The organism is Kitasatospora sp. NPDC101155, from assembly GCF_044768305.1.
Taxonomy (GTDB): Bacteria; Actinomycetota; Actinomycetes; order Streptomycetales; family Streptomycetaceae; genus Kitasatospora.
In genome coordinates, this window is sequence record NZ_JBIWPN010000003.1 from 36,558 (window position 1) to 61,549 (window position 24,992).

The 24,992-nt window shown below is 71.8% G+C and carries 24 protein-coding genes; 12 read left to right on the top strand and 12 right to left on the bottom strand.

Annotated elements, in window-relative coordinates; translation table 11 throughout:
- Nucleotides 1-77: 77 nt before the first annotated feature.
- Nucleotides 78-647, top strand: coding sequence for a PadR family transcriptional regulator (locus ACIRYZ_RS04905; protein ID WP_393038722.1), 570 nt, complete (start codon nucleotides 78-80; stop codon nucleotides 645-647).
- A 58-nt stretch (nucleotides 648-705) separates the two neighbouring features.
- Here the strand turns inward: ACIRYZ_RS04905 and ACIRYZ_RS04910 are convergent, their stop codons facing one another.
- Complete coding sequence (locus ACIRYZ_RS04910) at nucleotides 706-915, bottom strand: hypothetical protein (protein WP_402939635.1); 210 nt, start codon at nucleotides 913-915, stop codon at nucleotides 706-708.
- Nucleotides 916-961: 46 nt separating this feature from the next.
- Nucleotides 962-1,192, bottom strand: coding sequence for a hypothetical protein (locus ACIRYZ_RS04915; RefSeq protein WP_380609242.1), 231 nt, complete (start codon nucleotides 1,190-1,192; stop codon nucleotides 962-964).
- A 436-nt stretch (nucleotides 1,193-1,628) separates the two neighbouring features.
- Between ACIRYZ_RS04915 and ACIRYZ_RS04920 the strand changes: the two genes are divergently transcribed.
- The gene (locus ACIRYZ_RS04920) at nucleotides 1,629-2,327 is read left to right on the top strand and encodes a bifunctional DNA primase/polymerase (RefSeq protein ID WP_393038731.1); all 699 of its coding nucleotides are present in this window, start codon (nucleotides 1,629-1,631) and stop codon (nucleotides 2,325-2,327) included.
- A gap of 25 nt (nucleotides 2,328-2,352) precedes the next feature.
- On the opposite strand, the gene map is transcribed toward ACIRYZ_RS04920, so the two are convergent.
- Nucleotides 2,353-3,198: a type I methionyl aminopeptidase gene (gene map, locus ACIRYZ_RS04925; protein WP_393038733.1), complete on the bottom strand. Its 846-nt coding sequence runs from the start codon at nucleotides 3,196-3,198 to the stop codon at nucleotides 2,353-2,355.
- A gap of 106 nt (nucleotides 3,199-3,304) precedes the next feature.
- Here map and ACIRYZ_RS04930 point away from each other — a divergent pair, with 106 nt between their 5' ends.
- Nucleotides 3,305-3,535: a hypothetical protein gene (locus ACIRYZ_RS04930; RefSeq protein WP_402939639.1), complete on the top strand. Its 231-nt coding sequence runs from the start codon at nucleotides 3,305-3,307 to the stop codon at nucleotides 3,533-3,535.
- A 42-nt stretch (nucleotides 3,536-3,577) separates the two neighbouring features.
- On the opposite strand, the gene ACIRYZ_RS04935 is transcribed toward ACIRYZ_RS04930, so the two are convergent.
- Entirely contained in the window at nucleotides 3,578-4,906 is a 1,329-nt protein-coding gene (locus ACIRYZ_RS04935; protein WP_402939642.1) for an MFS transporter, read from the bottom strand.
- A gap of 46 nt (nucleotides 4,907-4,952) precedes the next feature.
- On the bottom strand, nucleotides 4,953-5,558 hold the full coding sequence (locus tag ACIRYZ_RS04940) for a hypothetical protein (protein ID WP_402939645.1): 606 nt from the start codon (nucleotides 5,556-5,558) through the stop codon (nucleotides 4,953-4,955).
- A 47-nt stretch (nucleotides 5,559-5,605) separates the two neighbouring features.
- On the opposite strand from ACIRYZ_RS04940, the gene npdG reads away from it, so the two are divergent.
- A complete protein-coding gene (gene npdG / locus ACIRYZ_RS04945) occupies nucleotides 5,606-6,298 on the top strand; it encodes an NADPH-dependent F420 reductase (RefSeq protein WP_402939648.1) in 693 nt (230 codons plus the stop codon).
- 113 nt (nucleotides 6,299-6,411) lie between these two features.
- The gene (locus tag ACIRYZ_RS04950; protein ID WP_393038748.1) at nucleotides 6,412-6,603 is read left to right on the top strand and encodes a hypothetical protein; all 192 of its coding nucleotides are present in this window, start codon (nucleotides 6,412-6,414) and stop codon (nucleotides 6,601-6,603) included.
- Here ACIRYZ_RS04950 and ACIRYZ_RS04955 read toward each other — a convergent pair.
- The gene (locus ACIRYZ_RS04955) at nucleotides 6,600-7,415 is read right to left on the bottom strand and encodes a site-2 protease family protein (protein WP_393038751.1); all 816 of its coding nucleotides are present in this window, start codon (nucleotides 7,413-7,415) and stop codon (nucleotides 6,600-6,602) included. The two genes, ACIRYZ_RS04950 and ACIRYZ_RS04955, sit on opposite strands and share 4 nt — an antisense overlap.
- 220 nt (nucleotides 7,416-7,635) lie before the next feature.
- Between ACIRYZ_RS04955 and ACIRYZ_RS04960 the strand changes: the two genes are divergently transcribed.
- Nucleotides 7,636-10,995, top strand: a complete 3,360-nt coding sequence (locus tag ACIRYZ_RS04960) for an AfsR/SARP family transcriptional regulator (RefSeq protein ID WP_402939652.1) — start codon at nucleotides 7,636-7,638, stop codon at nucleotides 10,993-10,995.
- 90 nt (nucleotides 10,996-11,085) lie between these two features.
- Here the strand turns inward: ACIRYZ_RS04960 and ACIRYZ_RS04965 are convergent, their stop codons facing one another.
- The 4 genes from ACIRYZ_RS04965 to ACIRYZ_RS04980 all read right to left on the bottom strand — a co-directional run bounded on the left by ACIRYZ_RS04965 (nucleotide 11,086) and on the right by ACIRYZ_RS04980 (nucleotide 14,885).
- Nucleotides 11,086-11,901, bottom strand: coding sequence for an ABC transporter permease (locus tag ACIRYZ_RS04965; protein WP_393038757.1), 816 nt, complete (start codon nucleotides 11,899-11,901; stop codon nucleotides 11,086-11,088).
- Nucleotides 11,898-12,923, bottom strand: coding sequence for an ATP-binding cassette domain-containing protein (locus ACIRYZ_RS04970; RefSeq protein WP_402939655.1), 1,026 nt, complete (start codon nucleotides 12,921-12,923; stop codon nucleotides 11,898-11,900). Before ACIRYZ_RS04970 ends, ACIRYZ_RS04965 begins: the two co-directional genes overlap by 4 nt.
- A gap of 435 nt (nucleotides 12,924-13,358) precedes the next feature.
- Entirely contained in the window at nucleotides 13,359-14,558 is a 1,200-nt protein-coding gene (locus tag ACIRYZ_RS04975; RefSeq protein WP_402939658.1) for an XRE family transcriptional regulator, read from the bottom strand.
- Nucleotides 14,559-14,600: 42 nt separating this feature from the next.
- Nucleotides 14,601-14,885: a hypothetical protein gene (locus ACIRYZ_RS04980; RefSeq protein ID WP_402939660.1), complete on the bottom strand. Its 285-nt coding sequence runs from the start codon at nucleotides 14,883-14,885 to the stop codon at nucleotides 14,601-14,603.
- A gap of 241 nt (nucleotides 14,886-15,126) precedes the next feature.
- On the opposite strand from ACIRYZ_RS04980, the gene ACIRYZ_RS04985 reads away from it, so the two are divergent.
- Nucleotides 15,127-16,080 (top strand): DegT/DnrJ/EryC1/StrS family aminotransferase, encoded by a 954-nt coding sequence (locus ACIRYZ_RS04985; protein ID WP_402939663.1) that lies wholly within the window; start codon nucleotides 15,127-15,129, stop codon nucleotides 16,078-16,080.
- Entirely contained in the window at nucleotides 16,077-16,517 is a 441-nt protein-coding gene (locus tag ACIRYZ_RS04990; RefSeq protein ID WP_402939666.1) for an NUDIX hydrolase, read from the top strand. The genes ACIRYZ_RS04985 and ACIRYZ_RS04990 overlap by 4 nt, the downstream gene beginning before the upstream one ends.
- A 300-nt stretch (nucleotides 16,518-16,817) precedes the next feature.
- Here the strand turns inward: ACIRYZ_RS04990 and panB are convergent, their stop codons facing one another.
- Nucleotides 16,818-17,687: a 3-methyl-2-oxobutanoate hydroxymethyltransferase gene (gene panB, locus ACIRYZ_RS04995; protein WP_402939668.1), complete on the bottom strand. Its 870-nt coding sequence runs from the start codon at nucleotides 17,685-17,687 to the stop codon at nucleotides 16,818-16,820.
- A 278-nt stretch (nucleotides 17,688-17,965) separates the two neighbouring features.
- On the opposite strand from panB, the gene ACIRYZ_RS05000 reads away from it, so the two are divergent.
- From ACIRYZ_RS05000 to ACIRYZ_RS05010, 3 genes are all read left to right on the top strand, one after another.
- Nucleotides 17,966-19,579: an MFS transporter gene (locus tag ACIRYZ_RS05000; RefSeq protein WP_402939670.1), complete on the top strand. Its 1,614-nt coding sequence runs from the start codon at nucleotides 17,966-17,968 to the stop codon at nucleotides 19,577-19,579.
- Nucleotides 19,580-19,730: 151 nt separating this feature from the next.
- Nucleotides 19,731-20,360 (top strand): TetR/AcrR family transcriptional regulator, encoded by a 630-nt coding sequence (locus ACIRYZ_RS05005; protein ID WP_402939673.1) that lies wholly within the window; start codon nucleotides 19,731-19,733, stop codon nucleotides 20,358-20,360.
- Nucleotides 20,361-20,579: 219 nt separating this feature from the next.
- Nucleotides 20,580-21,629 (top strand): endonuclease/exonuclease/phosphatase family protein, encoded by a 1,050-nt coding sequence (locus ACIRYZ_RS05010; RefSeq protein WP_402939676.1) that lies wholly within the window; start codon nucleotides 20,580-20,582, stop codon nucleotides 21,627-21,629.
- Nucleotide 21,630: 1 nt separating this feature from the next.
- Here ACIRYZ_RS05010 and ACIRYZ_RS05015 read toward each other — a convergent pair whose 3' ends face one another.
- Nucleotides 21,631-23,385, bottom strand: coding sequence for an NAD+ synthase (locus ACIRYZ_RS05015; protein ID WP_402939679.1), 1,755 nt, complete (start codon nucleotides 23,383-23,385; stop codon nucleotides 21,631-21,633).
- Nucleotides 23,386-23,559: 174 nt separating this feature from the next.
- On the opposite strand from ACIRYZ_RS05015, the gene glnA reads away from it, so the two are divergent.
- Complete coding sequence (glnA, locus tag ACIRYZ_RS05020; RefSeq protein ID WP_380609224.1) at nucleotides 23,560-24,921, top strand: type I glutamate--ammonia ligase; 1,362 nt, start codon at nucleotides 23,560-23,562, stop codon at nucleotides 24,919-24,921.
- Nucleotides 24,922-24,992: the final 71 nt, after the last annotated feature.

The window sequence follows — 24,992 nt, forward strand, 5'->3', positions numbered from 1 at the left end:
GCTCAGGAAAGCGATTTCGTGGAGAGGGCCCGCGCGGCGGCGGAAGGCGTCGCGGGCCGGGCCCGGAGTTCCGGGGGATGCCCGGAGAGGGCTTCGAGGGGCGGGAGGCCTTCGGCGGGTTCGGCCCGCAGCGCGGCGGCCCGTTCGGGCACGGCTTCGGCGGCCACGGCGCCCGGCGCGGCGGCCCACACGGGCGGCGCGGCGGCCGGGCCCGACGCGGGGACGTCCGCGCGTCGCTGCTGGCCCTGCTCAAGGAACGCCCGATGCACGGCTACGAGATGATCGCCGAGATCACCGAGCGGACCGGCGGGGCCTGGCGGCCCAGCCCGGGTTCGATCTACCCGAACCTCCAGCTGCTGGAGGAGGAGGGTCTGATCACCGCTGAGGAGGTCGGCGGCAAGCGGCTGGTCTCGCTCACCGAGGCGGGCCGGGCCGAGGCCGAGGCCGGGCCGGCGGAGCCGTGGGCGGAGGCCGGCCGGGAGGTCGACTGGGAGGCGATCCAGGAGGTGGGCCAGGCGCTCGCCGCGGTCGACCTGGCCGTCAACCAGGTCATGCGGACGGGCACCGAGGCGCAGCGCGCCAAGGGCCTGGCGGTGCTGACCGAGGCCCGCAAGAAGCTGTACCTGATCCTCGCCGAGGATGACTGACCGGCGCGGGGGGACGGACGCGACGGGCGGGTGCCGCTGCTCTCCGGGTCCTGGAGGCTCAGGGCCGGACCACGAACAGGGCCACACAGGCGAGCAGCAGCACCGCCCAGCCGAACCAGAGCCGGCCGTCGGGGCCGATCGTCACGCTGTAGAGGGACACCGCCAGCAGCAGCACCCCGGTGACCCCGGCGACCTGCCGGTTGTGGTGGGCGACCGCCCGCGAACGGTTCCGGTGGTGTCGTGCGGGGTGCCGTACCGTCCTGGCCATGCCGACGCTCCTGGGGGGCGATGGGGGGAGCGGAACGGGCGGCCCGTCAGCCGGAGGCCTTGGCGGTGGCCGCCTCGTCGTACTCGTAGCGCCAGAACCAGCTCAGGCCCCGAACCTGCTTGCTCCGGACGTACACCAGTGTGCGCGCGGGAGTCTCGCCGTGCGCGGGGACCGGGACCTTGTACTTCTTCGGCACGCCCAGCATCGGTCCCAGCGGGATCGGGAGGATCTTCCCGTCCAGGGGGCCGCCGACGAATTCGGTGTCCGCGCTCTTCACCCCTCCAGGGTCTCACCTCCACGTGGGGGCCACGCCCAGAGCATGGCCCGGGCACCCCGAGGCGGAGGTCCGGTGAGGGCCGGGTGCCCGGAGTGTGACCGGAGAGGCACCGCCCCCGGTCATCCGGAGGCCCTGCGCACCCCTATCCTTTCCTGTACGCCCTCGGGGTTCACCCGGGTCAGCGGGCCCGTACGGGCCGGGCGAGGCGCGGGTCGGCGTGCCGTCCGGCCGGAACCGGCGCGGACAGCGTGCTGCCGCGACTCCGTACCGTGACCCGGGCGTCGGCCGTCCGGTGACCCCGGGCCGCGGCCGGCAGGGCGCGGACAGCAGGGCCGAGCACCTACCTGGGAAGCAGCGGGGGGCGCTGTGCGTTGCGTCGGAGTGGTACGTCGAACGCTGTGTCGCACCAGGCACAGCAGTGCGCGGAAGGGGCCCGATGGAAGCCGGCGGCAGGTGGACGACCTGGTGGCAGAGGCGTGATCGACAGCGGGCCCGCCCGGGGGGCGAGGACCCGTCCGCCGGACTGGATCAGCTGCTCGGCGCGGTGCGCGCCGGATTCCCGATCGCACCCGCCGCCCACCCGGCCGGCTACCGATGTTCCTGTGACCGGGTGGCCTGCCCGGCTCCGGCCCAGCACCCGGTCTCCTTCGCCTGGCAGACCCAGGCGACCACCGATGCCGAGCAGCTGTCCCGCTGGCTCTCCCGCGACCCGCAGGCCAACTTCATCACCGCCACCGGCCGGGTCCACGACGTGCTGGACGTCCCGGCCGAGGCCGGCCGGCTGGCGCTGGAGCGGCTGACCGCGCTGGGCGTCGAGGGGCCGGTCGCGGCCGTCGGCGAGGACCGCTACCTGTTCTTCACGGCCACCCGGGGCACCCCGCAGGACGAGGACGAGTGGTGGCCGAGCGCGCTCGACTCCACCCCCGACACCATGTCCGAGCACCCCGGCCTGCGCTGGCACTGCCGCGGCTCGTACACCCTGCTCCCGCCGGCCGCGCTGCCGGACGGCTCCCAGGTGCGGTGGCTGCGCGGGCCCGAGCAGCCGCTGCCGGACCCGCTGCGCGTCCTGGACGTGCTCACCGACGCCTGCACCGAGGTGGGCGCGGTGGCCGAGGAGCAGTGGCTCATCGGCTGAGGAGAGCCACTCGGGGCGGTCGGGGTCACGGCAGGGTGAGGATCTCCGCGCCGTCCGCCGTGACCACCAGGGTGTGCTCGAACTGAGCGGTGCGCTTGCGGTCCTTGGTGACGACCGTCCAGCCGTCCGCCCAGATCTCGTAGTCGTACGTTCCCAGGGTCAGCATCGGCTCGATGGTGAAGGTCATGCCCGGCTTGATCACCTCGGTGGCCCGCTCGCTGTCGTAGTGCGGGATGATCAGGCCGGAGTGGAACGACGTGTTGATGCCGTGTCCGGTGAAGTCCCGCACCACGCCGTAGTCGAAGCGCTTGGCGTAGGACTCGATCACCCGTCCGATGACGTTGATCTGACGGCCCGGCTTGACCGTCTTGATCGCCCGGTTGAGGGACTCCCGGGTGCGCTCGACCAGCAGCCGGGACTCCTCGTCCACGTCGCCGACCAGGTAGGTGGCGTTGAGGTCGCCGTGCACCCCGTGGATGTACGCGGTGGCGTCGATGTTGACGATGTCGCCGTCCTGCAGCACGGTCGAGTCCGGGATGCCGTGGCAGATCACCTCGTTGATCGAGGTGCAGATCGACTTCGGGAAGCCCCGGTAGCCGAGGTCGGACGGGTAGGCGCCGTGGTCGCACATGTACTCGTGGGCCACGACGTCCAGCGCGTCGGTGGTGACGCCGGGGGCGATCAGCTTGGCCGCCTCCTCCATCGCCCGGGCCGCGATCCCGCCCGCGATCCGCATCTTCTCGATCGTCTCGGCGGTCTGCACCTCGGGCCCGGTGTACGGCGTCGGGGCGGGCCGCCCGACGTACTCGGGACGCGTGATGTGCGCCGGGACCTTGCGGGTGGGGGACTGGATGCCGGGTACGAGAGCCATGGCGGCGAGTCTAGCCGCCGGGCCCCGCCGTTCCCGGGTGGTGTGCGCAGCCGCTCGGGCCGGGGAATGATCGGTATCGACCCATCCGTCTGAACGGGAGAGCGTCATGCCCCTGGGATTCCACCGCAAGCCGACCGGCCAGCCCGGCGAGTGGTTCTACTGCATCAAGCACGGCAAGGTCGAGGAGGGCCCCGAGTGCCCGGCCAAGGACCGCCTCGGGCCGTACGCCACTCCCGAGGAGGCCGCCCACGCGCTGCAGACCGTGGACGAGCGCAACCGCGAGTGGCAGAACGATCCACGCTGGAGCGACAAGCCGAAGGACGAGGGGGGCGAGTAGCGCCGTGATCAGGCGCCGCGACAGGGAGGCCGCCCGGTCCGGTCACGCCGCGGCGGCCGCCTCGCGGTCGGCACGTTCGTGCTCGGCCCGGACGGCCGCGGTGTGCGGGTCGGTGCGGCCGTCGTACGCGAGCAGCCTCGGCAGCGCGGCGGCGACCGCGAGCACGGCGACCACGCAGGCCAGGCCGCCGGTCCAGACGGCGGCGCGCACTCCGATCAGCCCGGCCATGGTGCCGGCCCGGACCTGGCCGAGCTGGGGGCCGGCGGAGTAGCTGAGCAGTTCGACGCCGGCCATCCGGCCGCGGACCGCGTCCGGGATGGACTGGTTCCACATGGTGGAGCGGGCGATCCCGCTGATCTCGTCGGCGCCGCCGGCCAGCGCCAGCCCGAGCAGCACCACCCAGACGTTCCCGGACAGCCCGGCCAGCGCCATGGCCGCGCCCCAGCCGACCGCGGCGGCCACCAGCAGCCGCCCGTGCCGGTGGATCCGGGATGTCCAGCCGCTGGTCGCGCCGACCAGCAGGCCGCCGACGGCGGAGGCCGCGTACATCGGGCCGAGCGCCCAGTTCGCGCCCAACTCCGAGGCCAGGAAGGGGAAGACGGCCACCGGGAAGGCGAACAGCATGGCGCAGGTGTCGATCGCGTAGGTGCCCAGCAGGTCCTTGCGGCTCCACGCGTACCGCACCCCGGTGAGCACCGCCCGTACGGACGGGCGCTCGGCGCCGGTGGGCGGCGGCACCGCCTTGATCTGCAGGAGCAGCAGCAGTGAGACGGCGAAGGTGAGCACGTCCAGCGCGTACGCGGTCTGCACCCCGGAGAAGGCCACCACGACGCCGGCCAGTGCCGGCCCGGCCACCGAAGCGACGTTGTGGTAAAGGGACTTGAGGGCGAACGCGGCGGTCAGGTGCTGGTGCGCGACGATCCGCGGCAGCAGCGAGTCCAGTGCCGGGCGCTGCAGGCCGTCGCAGGCCGCGACCAGCGCGGCGACCAGGTAGATCGGCCAGAGCACCGGGTGCGGCAGCAGGGCGTTGAGCAGCAGCAGGCCGGCGAGCAGACCGAGCGCGGCCTCCGAGCGCAGCACCAGCCTGCGCCGGTCCAGGGCGTCGGCGAGCGCGCCGCCCCAGAGGCCGAAGACGATCAGCGGGACGAGTTCGACGGCGCCGATCAGGCCGACCGCGAGGGAGGAGTCGGTGAGCTCCTTGATCTGCATCGGCACGGCGACGTACGTCAGGAAGCTGCCGAAGCTGGTGACGCAGCCGGAGGTCCACAGGCGGCGGAAGTCGCGCGAGGCGCGCCACGGGGACAGGTCGGGCGTCAGCGAGCGCAGCAGCGCGCGCGGCCGACCGGTATGTGATGGTTCGTCGTCGTCCACGAACCACCATCCTCGGGCGGCTGCTTCGGCCCCCGCAACGGGTTTTTCACCAGCGGCTGAGCGAGGGCGCCGAGGTCAGCCGCCCGGCGAGTTCGGCCAGCCGGTCCAGGGCGGATCGGCGGCCGGCCGGCTGCCCGGCGGCGGCGGTGACCAGGTGCTGGGCGAGGTCGAAGGGCTCCTCGGCGGCGGTGCCGACGGCCAGCCGCTCATGGGCGATGCCGCCGAGGTCGCCCGGTGCGCCGGGGGCGGCGCCGTCCAGCGCGAGGACGGTCGCGCCGTGCCGGCGGGCGTGCTGCACCCGTTCCAGCAGCGGGGCGTCGGCCGCCGCGGGGGCCACCACCAGGACGGTGGCGCCGCGCCGGGCCTCGGTGAGCCGGCGCAGTCCGTGCCCCAGGTGGGCCGGGGCGGCGGGGGGCGGGCGGTGCCGCAGCAGGGTGGGCGCCAGCCGGGGGACGGCCGACCAGGCGGCCTCGTCCTCCAGGTGGGCGGCGAGGTGCCAGGGCTCGTACGCCTCGGTGCCGACCAGCAGCAACTCGCCCGCCCCGCGCCGATCCACCGAACGCCGCAGCGAGCCCGCGAAGCCGCCGACCGCCTCCAGCCAGCCGGTGCCCGCCAGCCGCTCCCGGAGTGCTGAAACTCTCACCGCGTCCATGCGGGCCAGGATGTCGCGCCCGGCCGGGGATTTGGCAGGATCGGCCCATGACTTCCCTCGATTCAGCGACAAACCCGGCCCACGACGCGCCGGATGTCTCGCAGCTGGTGGTCGGCGTCCTCGGCGGCACCGGCGACCAGGGGCGGGGACTGGCCCTGCGGCTGGCCAAGGCCGGCCAGCAGGTGATCATCGGCTCCCGCGACGCCGCCCGGGCCGAGGCCTCGGCCGCCGAGCTGGGCCCGGGCGTGCGCGGCGCCGACAACGCCACCGTCGCCCGGGAGAGCGACGTGGTGATCGTCGCCGTCCCGTGGGACGGCCACGCCGCCACCCTGGCCGCGCTGCGCACGGAGCTGGCCGGAAAGATCGTCGTGGACTGCGTCAACCCGCTCGGCTTCGACAAGCAGGGCGCGTACGCGCTGAAGCCGGAGGAGGGCAGCGCCGCCCAGCAGGCCGCCGCGCTGCTGCCGGACTCCCGGGTCACCGCCGCCTTCCACCACCTCTCGGCGGTGCTGCTGCAGGACGAGTCGGTGGAGCGGATCGACACCGACGTCATGGTGCTCGGCGACGACCGGGCCGCCACCGACGTGGTGCGGGCGCTGGCGGACCTGATCCCCGGCATGCGGGGCATCTTCGCGGGCCGACTGCGCAACGCCCACCAGGTGGAGGCGCTGGTGGCCAACCTGATCTCGGTCAACCGCCGCTACAAGGCCCACGCGGGCCTGCGGATCACCGACGTGTGATCGACGGACGCCGTGTCGGCCTCACCCCTGGACCGTCTCCGGAGGTGAGGTCGGCGACAATGGGTGGCGGTCGCAACCCGGCCGTCCGTACCCGCGCCTAGGAGCCCCGCGTCATGCCTCGCACGTCCCTCATCGCCCTGATCGTCACCGTCCTCGCACTGGCGGCCGCCGTGGTCTCGGTGATCGCGGGCTTCTGGATCGGGCTGATCTGGCTCCCGCTGGCCGGTGTGGCCAGCAACGTGCTGTGGCTGAACCGCCGCAAGGCGAAGCTGGCCGAGGCCGCGACGGCGGCCGAGCAGGACTAGTTCTTCCAGAAGCTGAAGAGGTACCGGCCGACCGTCGCGTAGTCGGTGTCCACGCCGAACAGGTTCATCAGGTCGTGGACGATCCCGAAGAAGAACGAGTTCACCTCGGGCTGCCACAGCAGCGCGAACACCGCGAGCATGCCGTACGGCGCGAACGGCTCGACCGCGCGCCGGGTCTTGACCGAGAGCCAGGGCTCGATGATCCCGTAGCCGTCCAGGCCGGGCACCGGCAGCAGGTTCAGCAGGGCCGCGCTGAGCTGCAGCAGGCCGAGGAAGCCGAGGGCGCAGGCGAAGGGCGAGACGGTCAGCTCGTAGCCGTAGTAGGAGGCGTGCACGGTCGAGTCGTCCAGCCAGCCGGCGCCGACCGGGATCAGCAGCGCCGCCGCGAACACCAGGTTCACCAGCGGCCCGGCCGCCGAGATCAGGCTGTGCTTGAGCCGGCCCTGGATCCGGTGCCGCTCGATCCACACCGAGCCGCCGGGCAGACCGATGCCGCCGAGGATCACGAAGACGATCGGCAGCACGAAGCTGAGCAGCACGTTCGCGTACTTCAGCGGGTTGAGCGTGAGGTAGCCCTTGGCGCCGACGGTGATGTCGCCGCCGTGCAGCGCGGTGCGCGCGTGGGCGTACTCGTGCAGGCAGAGCGAGACCATCCACCCCGACACCACGAACAGGAACACCCCGAACCGGGCGTTGCCGTAGCCGGCGTACACCGCCCAGGCGGAGGTGCCGAGGGTGGCGAGGAGCACCCAGAACACCGGGCTGATCCGGCGGTCCTCGCTGCGGGATCGCGGCGTGGCGGCGAAGGTCATGGTGGGGGTGCTCCGTGGGCAGAGGGAAGGGGAATACCGGCAGGGACCGATCATGCCGGGCGGGCCGGTGGCCGGACAAGCCGTGTGGGGTGAACGTCCGAGGGCTCGTCCCCGGTTCCGCCGCCGTCCGGGCCGGCCGTGGGAGCCGGCCGTGGGAGTCGGCCGTGGGAGCCGACACAATTGTGCGGCCCCGCCACCGCCCATCGACCAGAATGGACCGGTGCACTACGGCATCCTCGGGACCACCACGGCCCACCACGACGACGGCACACCGGTCCCGCTCGGCGGCGCCCGGCTGCGGGCCCTGCTCACCGCGCTGGCCCTGCGCCAGGGCCGGCCGGTCCCGGCCGACCTGCTGGTGGACGAGGTGTGGGACGCCGAGCCCCCGCAGGACTCCTCCGCCGCGCTGCAGACCCTGGTCGGCCGGCTGCGCCGCACCATCGGTCGGGAGCGGGTCGGCTCCGGCCCCGCCGGGTACTGGCTGACCGAGCCGGCCACCGACCTCGCCGACTTCCAGCGGCTGAGCGGCGAGGGCCGTCGCGCCCTGGACGCCGGCGACCACGCGCTGGCCGCCGGGCGGCTGCGCGCCGCACTCGCCCTGTGGCGCGGCCCGGCCCTGGCCGACCTGCCCGACCGCGCGGGCCCGGCCGCCCGGCTGGAGGCTCAGCGGGACGAGGTCCGCCGCCACCGGATCACCGCCGACCTCGGGCTCGGCCGGGCCGCCGAGCTGGTCGCCGAACTCGCCGAGTTGTGCGAACGGCAGCCGCTGGACGAGCCCCTGCAGCTGCTGATGCTCCGGGCACTGCACGAGAGCGGCCGCACTGCCGAGGCGCTGCGCCACTACGAGCGCACCAGGCGGGCCCTGGCGGAGGAGCTCGGCGTCGACCCCGCTCGTCAACTCCAGTCCGTGCACGCCGAGTTGCTCGCCTCATCGGAGCCTCCGCGGCCCGCCACGGCAGTGCCGCCCGCGCCGCCCGTGCCGCCCGCGCCAGCCCCCCAACTCCCGCGCGCCGGAAGCAACCTGCGCGGCCGGCTGACCAGCTTCGTCGGCCGTGAGGTCGACATAGCCGCCCTGCGCGGCATGGTGACGGGCCGTCGGCTCGTCACCCTGACCGGCCCCGGCGGCTCCGGCAAGACCAGGATGTCGATCGAGGCCGGCCGCGCCGAACAGTCCGCCGGACACTGGCCGGACGGCGTCTGGGTGGCCGAACTCGCCCCGCTGGAGAGCCCGGACGCCGTCCCCGCCGCCGTGGTCTCCGCGCTCGGCCTGCGCGAGATCCAGCTGCACAGCGCCAACATGGTCGCCGAGGTGATGGACAAGCGCGCCGAGGACCCGGTGCGCCGGCTGGTCGAACACTGCGGCCACCGTCGGATGCTGCTGATCCTGGACAACTGCGAGCACCTGATCCAGGCCGCCGCCGACCTTGCCGACGTGCTGCTCGCCGAGTGCCCCGGGCTGACCGTGCTCGCCACCAGCCGCGAGCCGCTCGGCGTGCCCGGCGAGATGGTGCTGCCGGTCGAGCCGCTGCCTGACCCGGTGGCGCTGCGGCTGTTCGCCGAGCGCGCCGCCACCGCCCGTCCCGGCTTCGACCCGCAGAGCGACCCGGGGGCCTGCGCCGAGATCTGCCGCCGCCTGGACGGCCTGCCGCTGGCCATCGAACTGGCCGCCGCCCGGCTGCGGGTGATGACGGCCCGCCAGATAGCCGAACGCCTGGACGGCCGCTTCGCGCTGCTCACCGCCGGCAGCCGCACCCTGCTGCCGCGCCAGCAGACCCTGCGCGCGGTCGTCGACTGGAGCTGGGACCTGCTGGGCAAGCGGGAGCGGGCGGTGCTGCGGCGCCTGTCGGTGTTCGCGGGCGGCTGGCAGCTGGAGGACGCCGAGGCGATCTGCGCCGACGGCGCCGAGGTGGCCCGGGGCGAGGTCGCCGCCCTGCTGCTGTCCCTGGTCGACAAGTCCCTGCTGGTGGCCGACCTGGACGACGACAGCCTGCCGCGCTACCGGATGCTGGAGACCATCCACGAGTACGCCACCGAGCGGCTGGCGGGGTCCGCCACCGAGCGCGCCGCCACCGAGGCCGCCCACCTGGCCCACTTCTGCTCCGTCGTCGCGTCCGCCGACCAGGAGGTCCACGGAAACCGGCAGCTGCACTGGCTGGCCGTGCTGGAGCGGGAGCAGGACAACATCCGGGCCGCGCTGCGCCGGGCGGTCGACCGCGGTGACGAGCAGCCGGCGCTGGTCCTCGCCCTCGGCATGAGCTGGTACTGGTCGCTGCGCGGCTACAGCCTGGAGGCCCGCGGCTGGTACACCGCGATCGCGGCCCTGGGCTCGGACCCGTTCGGCCCGGACGTCCCGCCGCCGGTGCCGCTGGAGCGCAACGTGCTCGCGTACGGCCTGCCGATGTCCGACGAGGTGCTCCGGGAGGCCCGCCGGCTGCTCGCGATGTTCCGGCTGCTCGGGCTGTTCGAGGGGAACCTGGACGTGCTCGGCGACCCGGAGGCGGTCGCGGTCGCCCAGTGCCTGACGGACGCCTACACCCCCGAACTGCCGCAGTCCTACCGGTTCCCGGCGCTGATGCGGGTGTTCGGCGCCTTCCTGTCCGGTCGGCTGGACCTGATGAAGGAGCTGCTGGACGACGCGGTCCGCGGCTGCGAGGTGCACGGCGCACCCAACGACCTGGCGTTCATCCTGCAGGCCCGGGCCAGGATGCTGAACGACTGGCCGGACGGCGCGGAGCAGAGCATCCGGGACGGCGAGCGCTCCCTGGAGCTGTACGAGCAGGCCGGCAACCTGTGGGGGGTCTCGCAGGCGCTGGCGGCCCGCGGCGAGTCGATGGCCAACCGGGGCGAGGCCGAGGCCGCCGCCGCCGCGTACGAGCGGGCGATCGAGCTGGCCGAGGAGCTGGGGGCGCCGCAGGAGGTGCCGCTCCTGAAGGTGCACCTCGGCAGTGCCCTGCTGGAGGGCGACCTGGCGCGTGGCGAGCGGGTGATCCGCGAGGCGGTGGAGTCCGTCGGCTCCTCGGGCGCCAACCAGTCCACCACCGGCGCTCTGATGATGGGCCACCTGACGCTCTGCGCCATCCGGGCCCAACGCGGCGACTACCAGGAGGCACTGGCCGAGCTGGACGTTCTCGACAGGATCACGGTGAGCGGCTTCGTGCCGACCATAGTGAAGGGGCTGATGCTCAGTTTCCGGGGCTGGATCATCGCCCGGGTAGGGGAGCCGGAGCGGGGGCTCGCCATGCTGCGCGAGGGCCGCCGGTCGCTGCGGGCGATGACGGCCGCGAGCGGTTTCGCGGATCACATGTCCGGGATGGTGGTGCCCGCGGTGTGCGGGGTGCTGTGCTCCTTCGCCGCGCGCGACGGGGACCTGGTGCGGGCCCGGCTGGCGGCGGTGCTGCAGGGCGCGCAGAGCGGGCTGCACGGCCCGAAGGGCGGCTACCTGGACCGGGTCGAGTACGAGCGGATGGCCGTCCAGCTGCGGGAGCTGCTGGGCGACGCCGGGTACGAGGAGGCCCGCGCCGAGGGCGACGGGATGACCCAGCAGCAGACCCACGAGCTGCTGGACGAGTTGATCGGATAGCGGTGGCCGGCCGGCGCCCGTCCCCTGGTCGCCGGCCGGCCCCGTCCCCGCGACGCGCGTCCTCGCGTCGCGGGGCCTCGCGCCGCTCGCTCAGGTCCGCTTGCGGAAGCGGGCCACCGCGAGCGGGGCGAAGATCGCGGTGGTGGTGACCGACCAGATCAGCACGATCATCACCGGGTGGGCCACCGCCCCCTCGCCGTTGAGCAGCGCGCGGGAGGCGTCGGCCAGCGCGGACAGCGGGTTGACCTTGGTGAAGGCCTGCAGCCAGCCGGGCATGGTGTCGGTCGGCGCGAAGATCGAGCTGCCGAACTGCATCGGCATCAGGACCAGCATGGAGACGCCCTGGACGGCCTGGGCGCTGCGCAGCGACATGCCCAGCAGCATCGAGATCCAGACGATCGACATGCCGAACACCAGCGACAGGCCGACCGCGGCCAGCAGCTCCGGCACACCGGTTTTCAGCTCGAAGCCGAGCAGGAAGGCGAAGGTCAGCAGGATCGCGGAGGAGAGCAGCGCCCGCAGCGTCTCCGCCATGATCTTGGAGAGCAGCACCGAGGCCCGTCCGATCGGCAGGGTGCGGAAGCGGTCCATCACCCCGGTCTGGAAGTCGCTGTTCAGGCCGGTGCCGACGGCCAGCGCCAGCGTCATGCCGGTCTGCCCGAGCAGCCCGGGGATCATGAACTGCTTGTAGGCGTCCTGGTTCCCGGCGAACATGGCGCCGCCGAAGACGTAGACGAACAGCACCGTGAAGACGATCGGCATCAGCACGGCGTCGAACATCGATTCCGGGTCGGCCTTGATCCGCATCAGGTTGCGCCTGGTCAGCGCGCCGATGTGGCGCATGGTTCCGGCCAGGCCGATCCGGGTGTCCTCTACCCGGGCGGGGGCGAGCGTGGCGGTGGTCATGCGACGGGCTCCTTGACGAGGTCGGCGGCGGGGGCGGTGGCCGCGTCGGTGGTGGGCTTGCCGGTGATGGCGAGGAAGACCTCGTCCAGGCTGGGAACCTTGGTGTCGACGCCGGCGATCGCGAAGCCGCGGGTGCCGAGCACCCCGATCACGGTGGTCAGTTGCTCCTCGTCGGTGAGCGGGACGGCGAGCAGGCCTTCGTCGGCGGAGACGGCGGCGCCGGTGATGCCGCTCTCGTGCAGGCAGCGGGCCATTTCCGGGAGTTCGGCCGGGTGCGCCGGGCGGACCTGGAGGATCTGGCCGCCGACCTTGGCCTTGAGCTCGGCGACGGCGCCGTTGGCGATCACCTTGCCGCGGTCGATGACGGTCAGCTCGCTCGCGAGCTGCTCCGCCTCCTCCATGTACTGGGTGGTCAGCAGCACGGTGCTGCCCTCGGCGACCATCCGCTGCACCTCGTCCCAGACCTCGTTGCGGGTGCGCGGGTCCAGGCCGGTGGTGGGCTCGTCCAGGTAGAGCACCCGGGGGCGGCCGATCATGCTGGCGGCCAGGTCGAGGCGGCGGCGCATGCCGCCGGAGTAGGTCTTGGCGGGCCGCTTGGCGGCCTCGGTGAGCGAGAAGCGCTCCAGCAGTTCGGCGGCCCGGGCCTTGGCCTCGCGGCTGGAGAGGTCGAGCAGCCGGCCGATCAGGTAGAGGTTCTCGTAGCCGGAGAGCAGCTCGTCCACCGAGGCGTACTGGCCGGTCAGGCCGATGGTGCGGCGCAGCTGCTTGGGCTGGCGCAGGACGTCGTAGCCGCCGACGTACGCGGTGCCGGCGTCGGGCTTGATCAGGGTGGAGAGAACGCGCACCAGGGTGGTCTTGCCCGCGCCGTTGGGGCCGAGCAGGGCGAGGACGGTGCCCTCGCGGACGGTGAGGTCGACCCCGTCGAGGGCCTTGGTGGCGCCGTAGTGCTTGACGATGCCGTGCACCTCGACGGCATTCCCGGCGGCTCCCCGCGTGTTCGGGGCGGTGGCGATTCCTGTCATGCCCCCAGGTTGTCCGCCCCGGCTGTCGGCCCCCTGTCGCGCGGCCGTGCCCGCTGTCACCGCGCTGTCACCGCGCTGTCACCGCCGTCCGGGTGGGGCGTCCTCGATCGAGGAGGCCCCACTGAAAGAAAAATCAATTTTGAACAAACAGGGAAAGATCAATGGTCCCTCGGCAATCCGAGGGACCAGGATTTAAGAAGATACTCGCGACCTATCGAGGAAGCTTCCTGGCGATAGGACATGCAAAAATTAACAGGAGGATGGTCGGCGAAACGGGCCGACCGCCTTGCCTAGGCGGCTGAAGAGAAATTTTGGCGCGGGCCTCCTCTGGCGAGGAGGCCGCCGCCTTAAAGACCACGAGAATTTCGATCGATTAGCAGCTGTGCCCCTCGGTCAGCCGAGGGGCACAGCTGAGGATCCTAGGAGCATCTCCCGCTACTTCTGAATACCGCCCAGCAGAGCCTTCCGGTGTTGCCAGGCGAGCCGCAGCAGGGCCGCGCCGGCGGGCTGCATCGGTTCGGTGCCTGTGAGGCGATCTACCTGCTCAGCGGTGAACGGAATCCCCGTCGAGCGCCCGGTCGCGTCCTCCTGCCCGACGCGGTGGCCTTCGTCGTTGGTGGAGACGATCCGCTGGAACGTCTCGTCGAACAAGTCGGCGTCGAACACGGCCACTGTCAGCATGTCGGTGACGAAGGTCAGCGGATCCATGCCGAGGCCGAGCCAGAAGACCCGCAGTCTCCCGTCTTCGCGAGCGGCCGTGAGTGCCTTGCTGGGCGGCCAGGCCGCGTAGTCGATCGGCGCCCTGTCGCTTCCGTAGTCCTCGGTGTCACCGAGCAGTTCCTCGCTCAGCTCCCTGAGGATCGCTCGCCAGAGATCGAAGTCGTTCCCCTCATTCCACGGCGCGTCGTGTGACGCCTGGAACATCCCGACAGGCATGACCTGGTAGAGGCCCCCACCGCTGGCGACCTTTTCAGGGTCGCGCCAGTGCAACACGAACTCGGCTTCGCCGGACGCAAGATCGTTCCGGATGGTCAGCGTGCTCGTCGCCGCCATGACGGGCCGACGCGTGAGGTCGGTCGGATCGGCGATGGATGCGCGAAAGGGCGTTGCCGAAGGGGCCACTGGCTTGTCCGAGCTCGCCAGGACTGCCGCAGCGTACTCGTGCGCGGCGGCCTCGCAGATGTTGATCACGTCGAAGTACTGGCCACGGCCGAAGGTCAGCGTCGGACCAGTGGCTGATGCCTCAACGTCGAGCAGGCGGTAGCAGCTTCGGTTCTCGAACAGCCTTGGTTTGGCGAGTTCCCGAACTGCGTCCGCATAGCTTCGGTAGACGCTCCCGTCCTCCCGGTGCGGTCGGATGTGATCGAGCTCTGGCTCACTGCCGTTCAACGGTGCTGCGGGCGCGTCTGGCTTCCAGTTCAGCCGGACGTGCTCCAGCGGCACCGGCTGTTCCGGAATCCAGTGCCGTCGGGCCAGAAGGGGTGTCCCCGGAATGAGACTCTTGGGCGTATGCTCTGCCAGCAGCCGACCGGTCAACGCGTGACGCTGATCGTTCAGGAAGCCGCGTACCCGTCGCCACTGCTCTCCACTGTCGAATGGGGTGGGCTGGACGTCTGCCACGGGCGGGCTGGGCACGATGCTCCTTCTGTGCATGTGGGCGCGATGCTTTGCAGTCGGCTACGAGCCGAGCAGCAGATCGCGGTACTTCCAGGCCAGGGCCAAGCATGCCGCGCCTGGCGGCGCCATGGGCTCATTTCCGATGAACTGTAGGGCGTTCTGCTCGGTGAACGGGATGCCGGCAGAGGTGTCCTGGCCATTCCACTCTGTGGCGGTCACCCCCTCGGCGTTGGTCTTAACGACCTCGCCGAACAACTCCTCGAAGACCTCGTCTTCGATCACGAGCGCTGTCGGGATGGTTGCCGCCAACGTGAGCGCGTCACAGCCCACGCCGAAGCAGTACAACCGGATCCTCCGGGTTCGCCGGGCTCGCTCAAGCGCACGGTAGAGCGGCCATCGACGAGCTCACCCGCCCCCACGCCCCGGCCTCGGCCGCGACCGCGCAGATCGACTACTTCTGCCGGGTCCTGGACGGCGAGCGGCCCAACACCTCCGGCCCCGACCAGCACCTCGCGCACGCCGCGTTCATCGCCTCCTGCTACCAGTCCAAGGCAGCGGGGCGCTACATCGACCCGAAGGAGATGCTGTGACCAGCCCCCTCGCCCTGCTCGGCGGCAAGCCCGAAGTGACCGCCTCGGGCCCGCACTTCACCTGGCCGCCGATCGACGACACCACCCGCGCCAAGGTTGCCAGCCAGCTGGAGGAGTCGATCTCCATCCCCGGCCGGTCCGGCATCGTCGCCGAGCTGGAGGACGGCCTGCAGGAGTACCTCGGCGTCCGGCACGCGGTCACCACCAGCTCCGGCACCGCCGCTCTGCACGCCACCTACTGGGCCGCGAGGATCAAGCCCGGCGACGAGGTCATCGTCCCGGCCTGGACCTTCCACGCCACCGCATCCCCGCTCTTCCACCTCCGCGCGGTGCCGGTGCTGTGCGAGACCGGACCGGACGGCAACATCGACCCGAACCGGATCGAGGAGCTGATCACCCCCCGCACCCGGGCCATCATGGTCACCCACCTGTGGGGCAAGCCCGCCGACATGACCGACATCGTCGCTGTCGCGAACGCCCACGACCAGCTCGCCCGCCTCGACGGCTACCTCGCCGGCCGGGCCGAGATCGCCCGCTACCTCACCGGCCAACTCGCCCGGATACCCGGCCTGGAGGTCACCGAGATGCCCGAAGGGGTGGTCCCGTCCTGGTACGGGCTGACACTCACCTACCGGCCCGACGAGCTCGACGGCCTGCCGATCGAGCGCTTCCACCAGGCGCTGATCGCCGAAGGCGCCACCGAGTTCGACCGCCCCGGCTCCACCTGCCCCATGAACCAGCTCCCGCTGTACCAGCAGCCCAGCACGCTCTTCCCCGGCCACCCGCACTCCCACCGCCGCTACAAGCCCGGGGACTTCCCCGTCGCCGAGCACGCCCACGCCCACACGATCAAGCTCCCGGTCTGGCATCGTGAGCAGGATCTGGAGGTGGCCGAGCAGTACGTCCGCGCGGCCACCAAGATCAGCGACCATCACAAGGAGCTGCAGTGACCGTCACCTCCCCCGAGTTCGTGGCCGGCCTGGCCGCCGACGCCGAAGCCGCAGGCATCACCGGCTTCGTCGCCGCCGCCGTGATCAACCACGACGGCCGGGTCCTGCTCGTACGGCGCAACCCCGACGACTACATGGGCGGGATGTGGGAGATCCCCTCCGGGACCGTCGAGTTGGAGGAGGAAGAGACCATCCTCGACGCCCTGTACCGCGAGACCGAGGAGGAGACCGGGCTGACCATCAAGGAGGTCACCGGCTACATCGGGCACTTCGACTACCAAAACAGCCGCGGCGGCACGACCCGGCAGTTCAACTTCGCCGTCATCGTGGAGAAGACCGAACCGATCGTCCTCACCGAACACGACGCCCACCAGTGGGCACTCCCCACCGAGTTCCCCGAGGTCAGCGACGCGGTCCGCCAGCTGATCGCCCGCTGAGGTGGCGCGAGTGGCGGGGCCCTCGGATTTCCCGAGGGCCCCGCCACACTACGGTCGAGATGACCTGCTGCGGCTCAAGGGGGTGACTGCTGATGCGCTGCCGAGCTCCTGTCTGGCCTGGTCCAATTCCAGCGACAGCTCTACGGCGATCTTCGTCAGGACCTTGCTCTTCTCACGTTCGGTAGCGAGGTCTGCCTTGAGGGCCTTGATCTTCTCCTTCAGGGCCTTGTTCTGCTCGTGGACCTGCCTCGTCGCCGCTTCGGCGATGTCGAAGCGGCGACGAGGTGAAGCGGGTGGGCGTCAGTGGAAGCTGTGCTCCGCCGCCGGGAAAGCGCCGGTGCGGACCTCTTCGGCGAACTCGCGGGCGGCCTCGCCCAGGACGCCGCGCAGGTTGGCGTACTTCTTGACGAACTTGGGCACCCGGCCCGCCGTCATGCCGGCCATGTCGGTCCAGACCAGCACCTGGGCGTCGGTCTCCGGCCCGCCGCCGATGCCGACGGTCGGGATCGCCAGCTGCTCGGTGACCTGGGCGGCCAGCTCGGCCGGGACAGCCTCCAGGACCACCGAGAAGGCACCGGCCTGCTGGACGGCCTTGGCGTCGCGCAGCAGCTGGTGCGCCGCCTCGTCGCCGCGGCCCTGGACGGGGTAGCCGCCGAAGGCGTGCACGGACTGCGGGGTGAGGCCGATGTGCGCCATCACCGGGATGCCGGCCTCGACCAGCAGCTCGATCGAGCGGGCGCTGCGCTCGCCGCCCTCCAGCTTGACCGCGCCGACCCCGGCCTCCTTCATCAGCCGGGCGGCGTTGTGCATGGCCTGGGCGGGCGACTCCTGGTACGAGCCGAACGGCAGGTCGGCGACGATCATCGCGCGCTGGGTGCCGCGGACGACGGCGGCGGAGAGCATCGCCATCTGATCCATGGTCACCGGCACGGTGGTCTCGTAGCCGAGGTGGCAGTTGCCGGCGGAGTCGCCGACCAGCAGGACGGGGATCCCGGCCTCGTCGAACACCCCTGCGGTGAGGGCGTCGTAGGCGGTCAGCATCGCCCACTTCTCGCCGCGCTGCTTGGCGGCGGCGAGGTCGCGGACGGTGACGCGGCGGTTGGTGACCCCGCCGTAGAGGGTGGTGGTCGACGCCTGGTTCTGGGCAGGCGAAGGCGAAGAAGCGTTCATCGAACGGACTCCTGAAGGGTTGTCGTCTCGTGGCGCCGTGCGGCGTCCCCGGATCACCTCCATGCTTGCACGCCCCGACGTGAGCGCAAAGAGGGGTGCGCGCGACCGGGTGCGATCCACGCCACACCGGCCCCTCCGGGCCATCTGGGCTTTGCCTCCATTTTGCGAAACGGAGTCGTCTCGTATCGTATTGGCCGCTACTCTGGTGCGGGGGGTTACGAGACGTCCGCGACTCGCAAATGCCCGCCAGTGCCACGCCAACACGGACGGGAAGACCAATGACCACCGCAGCCGCGCCACCCCGTGTGCCGGAAGCCATCCACCGCAGACGCTGGGCGATCCTGTGCACCCTGGTGCTCGCCCTGCTCGTCGTCGTGCTCGACAACTCGATCCTCAACGTCGCGATGAAGACCATCGCGACCCCCGCCCCGGTCGGTCTGGGTGCCACCCAGAGTGACCTCGAATGGGCGATCAACTCCTACACCCTGGTGTTCGCCGGGCTGCTCTTCACCTCGGGCCTGCTCGGTGACCGCTTCGGCCGCAAGCGTGCCCTGCTGGCCGGCATGGTGGTCTTCGGCATCGCCTCGCTGCTGTCCGCGATGGCCGGCTCGCCCGGTGAACTCATCGGCTACCGCGCCCTGATGGGCGTCGGCGGCGCGCTCGCGATGCCCGCCACGCTGGCGATCATCATGAACGTCTTCGAGCGCGAGGAGCAGCCCAAGGCGATCGGCATCTGGGCCGGCGCGGTCGGCCTGGCCATCGCCATCGGCCCGATCACCGGCGGCCTGCTGATCGAGCACTTCTGGTGGGGCTCGGTCTTCCTGGTCAACGTCCCGATCGTGGTCGTCGCGGTGATCGCGATGGCGATCCTGGTCCCCGAGTCCAAGGACCCCAGCCCGGGCAAGATGGACCCGGTCGGGGTGCTGCTGTCGATCATCGGCCTGGTCGCGCTGATCTACGGCATCATCAAGGGCGGCGAGCTGGCCGACTTCACCTCCTTCGAGGCCTGGGGCCCGACCCTGCTCGGAGTGCTCGCGCTGGTCGCCTTCGTCTGGTTCGAGCGCCGCACGCCGTTCCCCGCGCTGGACGTCACCTGGTTCCGCAACAAGGTGTTCAGCGCCTCGGTGGTGGTCGTCGCCGTGATCTTCTTCGCGCTGATGGGCGTCTCCTTCTTCGGCGTCTTCTACACCCAGAGCGTGCGCGGCTACAGCGCCCTGCAGGCCGGTCTGCTGATGCTGCCGCTGGCCGTCGCCCAGCTGATGTTCGCCCCGCGGGCCCGGCTGGTGGTCGACCGCCTCGGCGTCGCCGCCACCGCCGCCGGCGGCATGGTGCTGGTCGCGATCGGCTTCGTCGGCTACACCGTGCTGACCGCGACCACCCCGATCTGGGTGCTGATCGTGCTCGGCCTGGTGATGGGTGCGGGCATGGCGCACGTCATGCCGCCGGTCACCGTCGCGATCATGGGCTCGCTGCCCCGCGAGAAGGCCGGCGCCGGATCGGCCGTCAACAACACCTTCCGCCAGGTCGGCGGCTCACTCGGGGTCGCCGTGCTCGGCGCGGTGCTCTCCACCGTCTACCGGGACGGGATGGCCGACACCCTCAACCACCTGCCCGAGGGGCTGCGCGAGAAGGCCGGCGAGTCGCTGGAGTCCACCCTGGCCATCGCCGAGCGGATCCCGAACGGCGCGGGCAAGGCGCTGATCGCCCCGGCGAACGACGCCTTCATCCACGCCATGCACGTCGTGGCCTCGCTCTCGGTGGGCATCTCGCTGGTCGGTGCGCTGGTCGCCTGGTTCCTGCTGCCGCGCCGCACCGCCGCCCCCGGCGGCCCGGCCGGACCGGCCCCGGCGCAGCCGGGCCAGACCCGGGAGGCCGCGGCCGCCGACGCCTGATCTGCGGATCAGCTGCGCGACAATGGCCCTGCCGACCGGTGCACCCGGTCGGCAGGGCCTCGGTCCAGGCGGGGCCACCCGCCCGCGGACCCACCTACCGAAACGCCACGGCGCCCGCGCGCCCGGGGTCAGCGAGGGAGAGACATCGGGGATGAGGACGGACACGCCGAGCGCCGACACCGGGCAGCACTGTGCGGCCGCACGCCGCGGCCGGCCCCGCAGTGAGGCCGCCGAGCAGGCCATCTTCACCGCTGTCGAGGACATGATGGCCGCCGGCACCACACTCTCCGAGCTCACCATCGAGGGCATCGCCACCGCCGCCGGCGTCGGCAAGGCCACCATCTACCGGCGCTGGTCCAACAAGGAGGCCCTGCTGGTCGACGTGGTCAGCCGGCTGGAGGTCCCGGTGCCGGAGCCGTCCGGCGGCAGTGCCCGGGACGACCTGATCGAGATGATCGACTACGTCCGCCGGCGCGGCCTCGCCAAGCGCACCCGCTGGGTGCTCAAGGCCGCCCTCGGCCAGATGCAGACCCTCCCCGAGCTGTACACCGCGTACCGCGAGCGGGTGATCAAGCCCCGCCGGGAGGCCGGGCTCGGCCTGATCCGCCAGGCCGTCGCCGAGGGCATCATCCGTGACGACCTCGACCTGGACCTGCTCGGCGACCTGCTGATGGGCCCGATCCTCTACCGCAGCATCCTGTGGGACGACTCCGACCTGGAGGACCCGGACCTCGCCCGCAAGATGGTCGACGCCCTGCTCGACGGTCTCGCGCCCAAGTAGCGCCCACGCAGCGCCCACGCAGCGCCCGAGTGGATCGTGTCCGGACGTGGCCTGGCTCACCAAACCGGGCCACGCCGGAACCCGCTCCCGGGGGCGGGCGTCTGTCCCGGCATAGGCTGAGCCGGGTATCCGATCAAACCGGCACCAGTCCGGCACTCCGCCCGTACCCGCACGGACCGGACGCCGGACCGGCGACGGCACGAACGAGGGAGCCACGGCATGACGCAGGCGGACAGCACCGACCGCATCACGGCCGCCTGGGGCACGGGCGCCGCCCCCGGCGGCCGTACCGGCGGCTTCCTCGGCCTGCGGGACTGGGGCCGGGACGGCCGCGGCAGCAGCACCTGGCGGCGCGGACTGGTGATCGCCCTGCTGGCCGTGCTCACCGCCGTGCTGCTGGCCTTCCACGCCGAGGTGCCCAACGGCGTCGGCAACCTCGGCAGCCTGCTGGAGACCTTCCTGCCCTGGCTGGGCCTGGCCGTCCCGGTGCTGCTGGTGCCCGCGCTGCTGCGCCGCTCCGCCACCGCGCTGCTCGCCCTGCTGCTGCCCGCCGTGCTGTGGGCCAACCTGTTCGGCGGGCTGCTGACCGACAAGAGCGGCGGCAAGGGCGACTGGACGGTGGTCAGCCACAACGTCGCCGCCGACAACACCGACGTGCCGGGCACCATCCGCGGCCTGGTGGCCTCGGACGCCCAGATCGTCGCCCTGCAGGAGCTGGCCGGCAAGGCTCTGCGGGCCTACGAGACCGGCCTCGCCGACGCGTACCCGTACCACGCGGTGGAGGGGACGGTCGGGCTCTGGTCGAAGTACCCGATCAGCGGGGTCTCCCCGGTGGACCTGAAGATGGGCTGGACCAGGGCGTTCCGGGCCCAGGTGGCCACCCCGCAGGGCCCGGTCGCGGTGTACGTCGCGCACCTGCCGTCGGTCCGGCTCAAGGCCGAGAGCGGTTTCACCGTCGACCAGCGGGACGTCAGCGCCCAGGCGCTCGGGGACGCGATCCAGGGCGAGCAGCAGAAGAAGGTCCTGCTGCTCGGCGACCTGAACGGCACCATGAACGACCGCAGCCTGGCGCCGGTCACCTCGCAGATGCGCTCGGCCCAGGGCGCCGCCGGGGACGGCTTCGGCTTCAGCTGGCCGTCCGCCTTCCCGATGGCGCGGATCGACCAGATCATGAGCAAGGGTGGGCTCAAGCCGGTGGACTCCCGCACCCTGCCCCGGGACGGCAGCGACCACCTCGCGGTGGCCGCCGCCTACCGGTACTCCTCGTAGGTCAGCCGCGCCGCCAGCGGTTGGTGATCGGCAGCCGGCGGTCCCGGCCGAAGTTCTTCACCGAGATCTTCGGGCCCGGCGGGTACTGGCGCCGCTTGTACTCGGCGGTGTCGACCAGCCGGACCACCCGGTCCACCACGGCCGGGTCGAAGCCGGCCGCGACGATCGCGTCCCGGCCCTCGTCGCCTTCGATGTAGCGGTCCAGCACGCTGTCCAGCAGGTCGTAGTCGGGCAGCGAGTCGGTGTCCTTCTGGTCCGGCCGCAGCTCGGCGGACGGCGGCTTGCTGATCGTGTTCGCCGGGATCGGCGGCACCTCGCCGCGCCGCTCGGCCTCCTCGTTGCGCCAGCGGGCCAGCCGGAAGATCAGCGACTTGTAGACGTCCTTGATCGGCCCGAACGCGCCCACCGAGTCGCCGTACAGGGTCGAGTAGCCGACCGCCAGCTCGCTCTTGTTGCCGGGCGCGAGCACGATGTGCCCCTCCTGGTTGGAGATCGCCATCAGCAGGGTGCCGCGCAGCCGGGACTGCAGGTTCTCCTCGGCCAGGCCGGTCAGCTCGGTGGCACTCAGGTAGGCGTCGAACATCGGGGCGATGGAGACGGTCCGGAAGTGCAGCCCGGTGCGGCGGGCCAGCTCGGCCGCGTCGTCCCGGGAGTGCTGGGAGGAGTAGCGGCTGGGCATCGAGACGCAGTACACGTTCGAGGGCCCGATCGCGTCCACCGCGATCGAGGCCACCAACGCCGAGTCGATGCCGCCGGAGAGGCCGATCAGCACCGATTCGAAGCCGTTCTTGGTCACGTAGGCCCGGGTGCCGGCGACCAGTGCCGCCCAGATCTCGGCCTCGTCGGACAGTCGCGGCGCGACCCCGGCGTCGAGCCGTCCGGCGGGGGCCCCGGCCTGCTCGCCGCCCAGCTCGGTGCGGACCAGGCGGAGCCCGTCGCTCAGCAGCAGGCCGTCGGTGTGGTCGCTGCTGGCCGCCGGCAGATCGAGGTCCAGCACCAGCAGGTGCTCCTCGAACTGCGGGGAGCGGGCGAGGACTTCGCCGTCCGCGCCGACCACGATCGAGTCGCCGTCGAAGACCAGCTCGTCCTGGCCGCCGACCATGTTGACGTACGCCAGGGTGCAGCCTGCCTCGGCCGCGCGCCGCTGGACCAGCTCCAGCCGCTGGTCGTCCTTGTTCCGTTCGTACGGCGAGCCGTTGACCACCAGCAGCAGTCCGGCCTCGGCCTCGCGGGCGGCGGTGACCCGGCCGCCGTCCTGCCAGATGTCCTCGCAGATGGCCAGCGCGACGTCCACCCCGTGCACCCGCAGCACCGGCAGCTGGTCGCCCGGGACGAACCAGCGGTACTCGTCGAAGACGCCGTAGTTGGGCAGGTGGTGCTTGGCGAAGCGGGTGACCACCTCACCCCGGTGCAGTACGGCGGCGCAGTTCTGCGGCGACCCGGCCGGGCGGCCGAAGCGCGGCGAGGCGTGGTCGGAGCGCCCGAGGTAGCCGACCACCACCGGTACCTCGCCCAGCCCGTCGTCGGCCAGCCGCCCGGCCAGCTCGACCAGCGCACCGCGGGAGGCCTCGACGAACGAGCTGCGCAGGGCGAGGTCCTCGACCGGGTACCCGGTCAGGGCCATCTCGGGGAACGCGACCAGCTGGGCACCGGCCTCGACGGCCTGCCTGGTCCAGCGCACCACCTCATCGCTGTTGCGGGCGATGTCACCGACCCAGGGGTCGATCTGGCACAGGGCGAGACGGAGATTGGGCATGCCCCGAGTGTAATCGTCTAACTGACGCAATGTCCCGCGAGGGGGTCCGGAACCGGGGTCGGCACTGCCGGGCGGCGCGATGATCGGCCATGATGGGGGCAGTCGCCGCGCGAGGTCTTTCGGGGGTCGCCCGGGCGTAACACGAGCGTAAAGAGCAGAGGTGAGACTGTCCCCATGGGCAAGCAGCAGCAGTTCGTGCTTCGGACGCTCGAAGAGCGTGACATCCGGTTCGTCCGGCTGTGGTTCACCGATGTGCTCGGGTTCCTGAAGTCGGTCGCGGTGGCGCCGGCCGAACTGGAGCAGGCCTTCGAGGAGGGCATCGGCTTCGACGGCTCGGCGATCGAGGGCTTCGCCCGGGTCTACGAGTCCGACATGATCGCCAAGCCGGACCCGACCACCTTCCAGATCCTGCCGTGGCGTTCGGAGACCCCGGGGACCGCCCGGATGTTCTGCGACATCCTGATGCCGGACGGCTCGCCCTCCTACGCCGACCCCCGGTTCGTGCTCAAGCGCACCCTGGAGAAGGCCTCGGACCTGGGCTTCACCTTCTACACCCACCCCGAGATCGAGTTCTTCCTGCTGAAGAACCTGCCGGGCGACGGCACCCCGCCGATCCCGGCCGACCAGTCCGGCTACTTCGACCACACCCCGCGCGGGGTGGGCCACGACTTCCGCCGCCAGGCGATCACCATGCTGGAGTCGATGGGCATCTCGGTCGAGTTCTCGCACCACGAGGGCGCCCCCGGCCAGCAGGAGATCGACCTGCGCTACGCCGACGCGCTGTCCACCGCCGACAACATCATGACCTTCCGGCTGGTCATGAAGGAGGTCGCGCTGGAGCAGGGCGTGCACGCGAGCTTCATGCCCAAGCCGTTCTCCGAGCACCCGGGCAGCGGCATGCACACCCACGTCTCGCTGTTCGAGGGCGACCGCAACGCCTTCCACGAGTCCGGCGCCGAGTACCAGCTCTCCAAGGTCGGCAGATCCTTCATCGCCGGCCTGCTGCGGCACGCCGCCGAGACCGCCGCCGTCACCAACCAGTGGGTGAACTCCTACAAGCGGATCTGGGGCGGCTCCCAGCGCACCGCCGGCGCCGGCGGCGAGGCCCCCTCGTACATCTGCTGGGGCCACAACAACCGCTCGGCGCTGATCCGGGTGCCGATGTACAAGCCGGGCAAGCAGGGCTCCACCCGGATCGAGGTCCGCTCCCTGGACACCGGCTGCAACCCGTACCTCGCCTACGCCGTCACCCTCGCGGCCGGCCTCAAGGGCATCGAGGAGGGCTACGAGCTCCCGCCCGGCGCCGACGACGACGTGTGGGCGCTGTCCGACTCCGAGCGCCGTGCCCTCGGCATCCAGCCGATGCCGCAGAACCTCGGCGAGGCGATCGACCTGATGCAGCGCAGCGAACTGGTCGCGGAGACGCTGGGCGAGCACGTCTTCGACTTCTTCCTCAGGAACAAGCGCCAGGAGTGGGAGGAGTACCGCTCCGAGGTCACCCCGTTCGAGCTGCGGAAGAACCTCCAGGTGCTCTGAGTCCGGCTCAAACCCCTTCGGGCCCGTTGTCGTTCGTTCGGACGACGGCGGGCCCGCGGTGCGGCGGGGGC